This is a genomic window from Mesorhizobium prunaredense, from assembly GCF_900156895.1.
GTDB lineage: Bacteria > Pseudomonadota > Alphaproteobacteria > Rhizobiales > Rhizobiaceae > Mesorhizobium > Mesorhizobium prunaredense.
On record NZ_FTPD01000005.1, the window covers coordinates 320,751 to 321,527 of the forward strand.

General features: G+C 65.6%; 1 protein-coding gene. It reads right to left on the bottom strand.

The genetic code is table 11. The features are described from left to right. A partial coding sequence (locus BQ8794_RS36265; RefSeq protein WP_244554872.1) for a 3-keto-5-aminohexanoate cleavage protein occupies positions 1-401 on the bottom strand: 401 nt, incomplete at its 3' end. Between the last annotated feature and the right edge of the window lie 376 nt (positions 402-777).

Here is a 777-nt window from a genome sequence, read left to right on the forward strand (position 1 = left end):
ACGGAGGCGAGCCCGGCCTCGACGCCGATGCCGCGCTGCCGCAGGCGCTCGATGACCTCGGGCGCGGCTTCCTCGCTCAGATTGACCGAGGCATGGTCGGGCAATTCGCTCCAGCCGGCGATCGCGTCAAGCGTCTGCTCGTCATCGTTCTCGATCCAGGCGCCGGTGGAGACGCCGATCAGCGTTCCCGGGCAGGCGCGGCGCAGCGCAAGGATGGTGCGGTCCATCGTCGCCGGCGCGAGACTTTCGCGGCCATCGAGCCCGCGTGCATGGACATGCAACTCGGCCGCACCGGCGGCCACGCAGGCGGCGCCGTCACGCGCCATGGCTTCGGGATCAAGCGGCAGCTGCGGATGGAAATCGGCGCTGCGCGCGCCATTGATGCAGGTCTGGACAATCATGGAGGTGGCGCCTGGTTGAAGTGGACCAAGTGTAGCGCAGGATGGCGGATACCGGAATCGGGTGAGTGTCAGGAGAGCTGCTGCGGTGGAAGGATGTTCGCAGACGCTGGTGCTGCCCCTCATTGCCCTGCTGTGCCTTACGGTAAAGATTTCTGCGAAGCGCCATCGGCGAAGCTGCCTATCTCCCCCCTTGCGGGGGAGATGCCTGGCAAGGCAGAGGGGGGTGCTGTCCCTCCGACCTGTCAACCAAATCACAGCTACGCCCTTAGGCTGTTTCCGGTTGAGAATGGCTGAAGTCGAAGTTGGCGATCCTTCCCACCCCCCTCTGTCCTGCCGGACATCTCCCCCGCAAGGGCAGGGCTGTCCGGGGAAAGTT